We start from the raw sequence: 8175 nt of genomic DNA on the forward strand, positions 1-8175 counted from the left end.
GAAGGAGCCCGCACCAACGGCTGGAAACAAGCACTCGGAGCCCTCGCCCTCAACTACCCCGACCGCATCAACCCCTACCTGTAAACCCGCCACATACACAGAAATCTTGACAAGCTCCGCCATGACGCGCCGGTCAAAGGCAACCAGCATCTCGGGTTCGCCAACGCGCTGGTCCATGAGATGCCGCACACGCTGGCGGCGTTGGAGGCCGGGGTGCTCTCGGAGTATCGGGCCACGCTGATCGTCCGCGAATCAGCGTGTCTGTCACTGCAAGACCGTAACGCCTTGGACACCGAACTCTGCTCCGACATGTCAAGGTTGGTGGGGTGGGGTGACCGACGGGTCGCCGCCGAAGCCGCCAAGATCACCGCACGCCTGGACGCCGCGGCGGTGGTGGAACGCAACACCAAAGCCGTCAAAGACCGCTGCGTCACCACCAGGCCTGCGCCCAACGGGATGGTCTACGTGACGTTCCTGATGCCGCTGGCTCAGGGCATCGGCATGTACGCCGCACTCAAACGCCGAGCCGACATGAACGGCGACGGTCGCTCGCAAGGCCAGTTCATGTGCGACACCGCCTACGAGCGGGTGACGGGCCGCAGCGCGACCGCACCGGCGAATGTGAGCCTGAACCTGGTGATGGCCGACACCACCCTCTTCGGCGGCGACGACTGCCCCGGGTACCTGGCCGGCTACGGACCCGTTCCCGCCGACGTTGTGCGCCACATCGTCGGCGATGCGGTCGCCGACAAGGACGCCAAAGCCACGCTGCGCCGGCTCTACCGCCACCCGACATCAGGGCAGTTGGTGGCCATGGAATCGCGGTCGCGGACCTTCCCGACAGGACTGACGGCTTTCATCGGACTGCGCGACCAGACCTGCCGCACCCCCTACTGCAACGCCCCGATCCGCCACCACGACCACGCCACCCCTGACCGCGAGGGCGGAAAGACCAGTGCGATCAACGGGTTAGGGGCCTGCGAGGCGTGCAACTACGCCAAGGAAGCACCCGGCTGGCAGGTGCGCACGAGTATGCGCGACGGCGTACATACCGCCGAATACTGCACACCAACCGGAGCGAGGTACTACTCCCTCGCCCCACCACCACCCGGAACCCGAATCGTGCGCCGCAGCATCGTCGAAGCCCAGTTCAGCATCGACCTGGCGACCTTTGAAGCTGCCTGAGTAGCGCCAGAAGCGTTACAGCACACCAAGTTTGGCAGCGAGAGCAAGTACCGCTTCGGCCCGCGACCGCGTCGGACCCGCGCTGCCGTCGTAGACACCGGCCGGATCATCCAGGCGTGCCAGGGTGCGGCGGGCTTCGTCGATCTCCATGACAGAGGGGCTCAGCAGCGTGTTGATCGTCTCAGCGTGGGTGACATCGAGACACAGCCGCCCGGTCATGCCCGCGGCCTTGGCCACGTCGGTTTCCCGCGCGAGATGACGCGACTGGTCGCGCAGCGTAGGGCCGTCGATCGGTGCGGGCAGGCCGGCGGCTCGGCTGGCGATCACCAGTCGCGCCCGCGGGTAGGCCAACACCATGGGGTCGGCACTCATCCCGGTGTCACGGCGGAAATCGCCTACTCCGAACGCAATTCGCGAGCAGCACCGGGCGATCTCCAGGGCTGACTCGATCCCGAGAGCGGACTCGACCAGCGCGACGATGGGGGTTCCCGCAGGAAGGCGTGCCGCGGTAGCGACCACGTCATCCGCGGATTCTGTCTTGGCGAGCATCACACCGGCCAAGCCGGCGGCCGAGGACAGTGCCCGCAGATCGGCGTCCCACTCGGACGTGGCAGCGCTGTTGATCCGCACCCAGGCGTTGCCGCCGTCGTGCAACCAGTCGGCAACCGCCCGGCGCCCCTCCGCTTTCGCCGCGGCGGGCAGCCCGTCTTCGATGTCGAGCACCACGACGTCGACGTGGGGTTCGTCCGTGACCGTGAACCCTGGTAGGCCTGGCTGCAGCAGCCAGGTCCGAGCCACCGACCAGTGGGGTCGGCACGTGGAATTCGCGTGTGGTGAGACCGTCACGCCTTCATGGTTCCGAGGTAACCGATGAACCGCCAGATTGCGCACATTTTGTTCACGCGATGCGCTGCGCAGGGCGTATACATACGGCATCTGCCGAGGAACCCGAAGGCTGAAGAGCATGGAGCAGGCGGACATGGAGGTGCTCGTCGCGCGGCATCTCGCCGCCGAGGGCCGAGGCGACGTCGAGCACGATGTCGTCAGCTATCCCGGCAGTCCGCGGTTCGGCAAGAGCGGCGCTCGGGAGTTCTACGAGGAGCTGACCGCCAACTTCCGCGCCGAGATCGAGGACGTCCCACACCGCTTCATCCCCGCCGACGCGATGATTCTCGAGCAGATGATGACGGGTCGATCATCGCGCAGCTGGGCCCAGTCCTGCGGCGCACCCATCTACGAGACGCTACCGCCGTCGCGGCCGCCCTGGACGGCAGCCGCCGCAGCACGGATCTGCGGCGTCACCAACATCACCTGGCCCAGCACACCATTGACGAATCCCGGTGAATCGTCGGTCGACAGCTGCTTGGCGAGCTCGACGGCCTCGTCGACGGCAACAGGCTCCGGCACATCGTCGGCGTGCAGAAGCTCCCACACCGCCACACGCAGGATCGCGCGGTCGACGGCGGGCAGCCGGTCCAGCGTCCACCCCTGCAGGTGCGCCGAGATCAGATCGTCGACGTGCGCCGCGTGATCGGTCACCCCGCGCGCGACAGTCACCGTGTACGGATTCAAGGGCGCGATATCGTCGGTCTGCTTCTCCGCCAGCGCATTTCGCGCTTCCGCAACCTCCGCGGCGGTGATACCGCGCGCTTCAGCTTCGAAGAGGAGGTCGACGGCGCGTTTGCGCGCCTGATGCCGCCCTCGATCACCCTTCCGGTCAGCCATTAACCCTTCCCAGGTAGCTGCCGTCTCGCGAATCGACCTTGAGCTTGTCGCCGGTGTTGATGAACAGCGGCACCTGGATCTCGGCGCCGGTCTCCATCGTCGCGGGCTTGGTGCCCGCGCTGGAACGATCACCCTGCAGGCCAGGCTCGGTCGAGGCGACCAGCAGTTCGACGGTGACAGGAAGTTCCAGGTACAGCGCCGCTCCGTCGTGGAACGCGATCTGCACCGGCATGCTCTCCAGCAGGAAGTCGGAGAGCCGCCCGACCAACGCCTCGGACAAGGGGTGTTGCTCGTAATCCTGGGAATCCATGAACACGAAATCCGAGCCGTCGCGGTACAGATAGGTGGCATCGCGGCGGTCCACCGTCGCGGTTTCCACCTTCACGCCCGCGTTGTAGGTCTTGTCGACGACCTTGCCGGATACGACGTTCTTCAGCTTGGTCCGCACGAAGGCCGGGCCCTTGCCAGGCTTGACGTGCTGGAACTCGATGATCTGCCACAGCTGGCCGTCGATCTGAAGGACGAGCCCGTTCTTGAAGTCGGCGGTCGATGCCACGGTGGGTTGTACTCCTAGCTTCTATATGATCACCAGTTCTTTGGAGAACCGGGTGAGTAGTCAGACTGATCTGACCTGCACTTTTAAACTGATACCCAAGATAACGGCATTAGCACAACGTTCCATGCCAAGATAATGGGCATGCCCGAACCTTTGCCAGAACTGCGTCCCCTGCTGGACTCGTGGGAACTGTCCATGAAGGCTGTCAACAAATCGCCCACCACGATTACCAGCTACATGCGGGGCGTACGCATGTTCATCGAGTGGTGCGAAAGGTCCGAACACCGGGCAGAGCTTACCCGCCCACTTGTGCAGACTTACATTGCCGAGCTGATCGAAGACGGCAAGGAGGCGAACACGGTACGTCTGCGGTTGGCTGCACTGCGAGCGTTCGCACGATGGCTTGTCGAAGAGGACGAACTGAGCGAAGACCCGCTTACGGGCATCAAGCAACCCAAGATTCCTAGCAAGGTGGTCGAATCGCTCTCTGATGAACAGCTTCGGAATCTGATCGCGGCTTGTAGAGGGAAGGGTCTGCGGGACCGCAGGGATGAGGCGATTGTGCGTCTGATGGCGGAGACGGGCATCCGGTCTAACGAGCTAGTCAGCCTCGGCGTATCAGATTTGGACTTGCCACGCGGTCTGGTCACTATCCAGCGCGGTAAGGGTGCGAAGGGTCGTATTGCTCCGTTTGGTCCGCAGACCGCTGCGGCGTTGGATCGCTATTTAAGGATGCGTCGCAGTCACAAGCTTGCCGATGCGGACGCGTTGTGGGTCGGAGTGGGCGGCAAGTCGTTCGCCTATTTCGGTCTGAATGACACGCTGCGGAGACGTGCGGCGAGCGCCGGTATTGAGGGCTTTCATTTGCACTTGCTGCGTCATACGTATGCCACGCGCTGGTTGAGGGCCGGTGGTTCAGAGCAGGGTTTGATGGCTGTCGCCGGGTGGTCTACGCGCAGCATGATTGATCGCTATACGGGTGCGAGTGCGTCGGAGCGGGCGGCGGCTGAGTCACGCGGCCTGGGGTTGGGCGAGATCTAGGAGGACCGACTTACGTGGATGTTCGCAAGATCGTAGGTCAGCAGTAGGCGTTCTTTGGTTGACCGTTCGACGAGCGGTCCGGGGTTGGTGAGGTTGACCTCATCTGTGAACACAACCGGCACGAGGTCAATCGCGAGTGGCGACAGCTTCTGTTCGTACACGGCGTCACGGATGAGCTTGATGTGCTCCTCAACCTCCGCGAGAAACGGATTGCTGTTGGCCGGTCCAATGTCGCTTGCGACGGCAACGTGCAGACCGACAGGAACTCCGTGCTCATACTTGATCAGTGTTTCTACCGTCTCGAACTCAGCTCTATTGCGATGAGCTACGTGCCCGTGACGCCAGTCCATGATCCGGTCGTGAGTCGCCTTACCTGATTCTCCCGCAACATCTTTCACGAACTGCTTGAACGGAACCGGGCGTTCAAACTGGCTTTGATCGGCACGACTGTAGGCAATTACCGCCGCCTCCCACAGTCCCCGGCGCTGGTATACGGAAGCGAACTTGTCGGGAAGCTGACGCCGCTCGTAGAGCATCATGTCCGCGAGCATTAGATCCGCCCACACTGAGGTCCAATGCTCTACTTCGCTGCACGGCTCCCCCGTCGCCGTCGCCCACTGCTCGTTTACTTCCGACATGCCACGAAGCTAAACACGAGCGAGAAACGCCGTCCAGGCAATTTGACTGCTAGCGGGGCCGCCGCCGTGACTGTGCTGACTTGAACGCCATCCGCTGATAGTGGGCTTTGCGGGCGTTCTCAGCCCTCTTGGCACGTTCTGCGGGTAGGAGTAGCCCATCGGGGTCTACTTGCTTTTCAAACTTTTCCATCATGGCTAGGCGTGCGGGAAGTGTTCTCGCAGTGCGGTTTTCGCATTGTGCCCATGATTCGTTGGCGGCGATTTGTGCGCGTAGGGTGCGCTCGCTTCCGGTCATGGTGGTCACGTGACATAAGGCTACTGGTCAGCTAGAACCGCTGGTCAGAGCTGCAATCGGCATCGACCAGAGCGGGTGAACAGATCCAGAAATTTGCCGTTCGGAAGTGTCGGTGGGCGGCCCTAGGCTCATGCGGCGTAAGCCAAAGAAAACTAGATAGAGATCGGAAAGTTCAGTGAAAGCAACAATCGTGTCACCAGAGGAACTGGAAGCGAACAAGATAGCGGCACAGGAACGGATTGTCAGCATTTGCGCAGAGATGACAGGACATTTGGTTACTGCGCGGTGGGAGGGCGACATTCTGTTCGTCTTCGATGAGGAGACGGGCGAGGTTTTGCTGCGAAACTTTTTCGCTGACAAGGATGTACCGATGATTGGAAACAATTCCAAATTGTGACGCATTTCACATTGACATGTCACGAGATATATGAATAGCCGTGGGACTATATAGGTAGAGGAAGAGGGCGAATTGCCATCATCGTTGATGACAGACGGTTAAACCCCCCTCATTCACCTTCGCTGAGGTATCAGTCAGCGACTCCCGCTAACCACGGTGTGAACTCCCCGCAGCCCGTAACCAATCGTGGCGCAGATGGGGTGCACTGTCGACCACGGAGTTCCCCGACGTAAACGGATGATGTCTCCCAGGTTGACGCTGGAAGAGGTGTCGTCCAGCAAATTCAGATTGATACATGAGGACTGCCCAAGCCGGAACCTGAGCAGCCGCAAGAGTTCATGATCAAGTGCCCGTCCCGGCCCACGTGGGGGCAAGGCAAAGGGTTAATGCGAAATGGCAGCCCCAACGATAGGTGGTTGAGCACTTATCCCGAAAAGCTGTCCACGGACAGAACGAGCCGTACCCGGTGAAAGCAACGGGAGTTCTTTTCAAAAGAACAAGAATTGGCTTTCCGGTGGTTGCGTTTGGGTGAGCCGTTCGGCTGGCTGCGGTTGCAAGTGGTTGGGAAACGTAGCCGCTTCGCGGTGGCTGGGGACAAGAGAATGGCTCCATTTCGCCGCGAGAGTCCAGAACCCCTTAACACTTTCCTAAGCCTCTCTATCGAGAGGTGACCACGCACTTAACGCACTGTGCCGCACGGCTTCCAAAAGCCCGGTAGGAGAAAAACCACAAAGAATCACGGAGCAGACATGACTTACCTATGCGAGCGCTGCGGGCTTCCCGTAGGCCCCGGAGGCGGATACGTCCATAAGTCCCACACGGGGCGGCACTGGCACATCCACCACCGGATCTGCGCACCGGATCTGACACACCGCATTTGTTTCGCCGTGACGGCGAATTGGTCGGATCTGTACACCGCGCATGCTGCGACTAGGTCGGTGGTGCCGGTATGACCCGTGGTTCTTGGGGTGCTGAACGTCGTCGCCCGAAAGTGGAACGGCAGATGGAAACGTATTCGCCCCATACCGTCTCAGTGCTCGGCTCAGGCCCGCTGTACGACATCGTAATTGATTGCGGTGCAACGGAACCCGTGCGGGTAGTGAGCTTGACGACTGACCTTGCGCACATAATCCGTGACCGCTTGAATAAGAAACTTCTAGGAGTAGCAACATGACTGAAGGAATCCCCGGTTTCGTCCAAGCCCCTGGATGGCTAGCCGTTGGCGTCGGCGGTCATCTGATTCGGTCCACTGATGGTGACTTCCGCGTACTGCGTTTCCTGAACCCATCCGGCGAGATACTTAACGTGGCACTTGCTGACGACACCGTGACTGAGGGTGTGCGTACCACCGCGCAGGACTTGCAGCTGGCAACTATCGAGGCGGACACCGTCTTTCACGACATCGGCATGTATGAGCCTCGCTAGTTACCGCTGTTCAATTTGACCTTTCGCTAGCAAGTTCGGGTAATGGTCAACATCAGCATTGACACGCGACCACCTGCCAGGCGTGAAATAGATCGTTTCATCCTTTGCCGCAACCATGAGCACCCCGCTGTTTCGTATCTCAAAGCCCTCATCGTCGCCGAACTTCTGGAGATTTCCGCTTTCAAGCTGGATCGTAAATGCCATACCACTGAGTGTTGCACGCTCATCAGACAAGTCCTTGGAGGTGAGGCACCATGACAGTCGGAATTCCGAAGCCGTGTCTCGTATGCGGCGAACTGACACCCGGCAGCCGATGTCCTGACCATAGAATCAAACGCACCTACCCGCCGACACCCTCACGGCGAGAACGCAACCGACCCGGAGCACTAGACGCACTATCAAAGCGCCTGCGGGCACTGTCACCGTTCTGCGAAGTCTGCGGCGCAACCGAACCCCTTGAACTTGACCACCTCATCCCGGTGTCCGAAGCCCCAGAGCTAGCACTTGAACCACTCAACTGCCGCGTCCTGTGCCGCACCTGCAACCGTGCTCGCGGTAACCGAGCGACCGACGCCGAACGTGACCAGGTCTACGCAGCCATAGCAGCGCGGAAACGAAGACAGCTAACCGCCTGAACCTGCACCTTCACCCATCCGCGCAGCAGCAGCGCATCACCGCAGGTCCCGAGCCGGCGATCCGTGACCCCAAGCCTCAGCAACAGATGGCGATAGCCCCGCAGAAACATGCTCTGATCAGCGCAAACCCAGGCCCAGGGGGTAGGGGTAAACGTTCGACGCAGCGGACAACCCTTGCGACAGCGCAGAGACGATTACTTTTTTCGATGGCTGGTTAGGCGCGTAGGAGGCGGGCGAGCATTCCACGGTGTGGAGGGACAAACCGATAGACCGTGTAG

At 61.0% G+C, this 8175-nt stretch carries 9 protein-coding genes and 1 pseudogene; 4 read left to right on the forward strand and 6 right to left on the reverse strand.

All coding sequences use genetic code 11. The features are described 5' to 3' along the window. Nucleotides 1–117: 117 nt before the first annotated feature. Nucleotides 118–1185: pseudogene (locus P9A17_RS33115) on the forward strand (DUF222 domain-containing protein); the annotation flags it as partial. A 15-nt stretch (nt 1186–1200) separates the two neighbouring features. On the opposite strand, the gene P9A17_RS33120 reads toward P9A17_RS33115, so the two are convergent. From P9A17_RS33120 to efp, 4 genes are all read right to left on the reverse strand, one after another. Next, entirely contained in the window at nt 1201–2031 is an 831-nt protein-coding gene (locus tag P9A17_RS33120) for an aldolase/citrate lyase family protein (protein WP_278043050.1), read from the reverse strand. A gap of 52 nt (nt 2032–2083) precedes the next feature. Next, nucleotides 2084–2329, reverse strand: coding sequence for a hypothetical protein (locus tag P9A17_RS33125; RefSeq protein WP_278043051.1), 246 nt, complete (start codon nt 2327–2329; stop codon nt 2084–2086). An 89-nt stretch (nt 2330–2418) separates the two neighbouring features. Then, a complete protein-coding gene (nusB, locus tag P9A17_RS33130) occupies nt 2419–2910 on the reverse strand; it encodes a transcription antitermination factor NusB (protein WP_278043052.1) in 492 nt (163 codons plus the stop codon). Next, nucleotides 2903–3466 carry an elongation factor P gene (gene efp / locus P9A17_RS33135; protein ID WP_278043053.1) on the reverse strand — a complete coding sequence of 188 codons (564 nt, stop codon included), beginning with the start codon at nt 3464–3466 and terminating at the stop codon, nt 2903–2905. The genes nusB and efp overlap by 8 nt, the downstream gene beginning before the upstream one ends. A 141-nt stretch (nt 3467–3607) precedes the next feature. Here efp and P9A17_RS33140 point away from each other — a divergent pair, with 141 nt between their 5' ends. After that, entirely contained in the window at nt 3608–4507 is a 900-nt protein-coding gene (locus tag P9A17_RS33140) for a tyrosine-type recombinase/integrase (RefSeq protein WP_278043054.1), read from the forward strand. On the opposite strand, the gene P9A17_RS33145 is transcribed toward P9A17_RS33140, so the two are convergent. Next, nucleotides 4504–5145 carry a hypothetical protein gene (locus P9A17_RS33145; RefSeq protein WP_278043055.1) on the reverse strand — a complete coding sequence of 214 codons (642 nt, stop codon included), beginning with the start codon at nt 5143–5145 and terminating at the stop codon, nt 4504–4506. The two genes, P9A17_RS33140 and P9A17_RS33145, sit on opposite strands and share 4 nt — an antisense overlap. A 470-nt stretch (nt 5146–5615) precedes the next feature. On the opposite strand from P9A17_RS33145, the gene P9A17_RS33150 reads away from it, so the two are divergent. Together P9A17_RS33150 and P9A17_RS33155 are read left to right on the forward strand one after the other, a co-directional pair. Continuing rightward, nucleotides 5616–5837, forward strand: a complete 222-nt coding sequence (locus P9A17_RS33150) for a hypothetical protein (protein ID WP_278043056.1) — start codon at nt 5616–5618, stop codon at nt 5835–5837. A gap of 1170 nt (nt 5838–7007) precedes the next feature. After that, entirely contained in the window at nt 7008–7262 is a 255-nt protein-coding gene (locus P9A17_RS33155; protein WP_278043057.1) for a hypothetical protein, read from the forward strand. Here P9A17_RS33155 and P9A17_RS33160 read toward each other — a convergent pair whose 3' ends face one another. Continuing rightward, nucleotides 7263–7466, reverse strand: coding sequence for a hypothetical protein (locus P9A17_RS33160; protein ID WP_278043058.1), 204 nt, complete (start codon nt 7464–7466; stop codon nt 7263–7265). Nucleotides 7467–8175 lie beyond the last annotated feature (709 nt).

The organism is Mycobacterium sp. 236(2023) (assembly GCF_029623955.1).
Taxonomy (GTDB): Bacteria; Actinomycetota; Actinomycetes; order Mycobacteriales; family Mycobacteriaceae; genus Mycobacterium.

What these genes read in the sequence shown, in the direction of transcription:
- P9A17_RS33140 (WP_278043054.1), top strand. Translation starts at nt 3,608, where the DNA reads ATGCCCGAACCTTTGCCAGAACTGCGTCCCCTGCTGGACTCGTGGGAA.
- P9A17_RS33160 (WP_278043058.1), bottom strand. Translation starts at nt 7,466, where the DNA reads ATGGCATTTACGATCCAGCTTGAAAGCGGAAATCTCCAGAAGTTCGGC.
- P9A17_RS33145 (WP_278043055.1), bottom strand. Translation starts at nt 5,145, where the DNA reads ATGTCGGAAGTAAACGAGCAGTGGGCGACGGCGACGGGGGAGCCGTGC.
- nusB (WP_278043052.1), bottom strand. Translation starts at nt 2,910, where the DNA reads ATGGCTGACCGGAAGGGTGATCGAGGGCGGCATCAGGCGCGCAAACGC.
- P9A17_RS33155 (WP_278043057.1), top strand. Translation starts at nt 7,008, where the DNA reads ATGACTGAAGGAATCCCCGGTTTCGTCCAAGCCCCTGGATGGCTAGCC.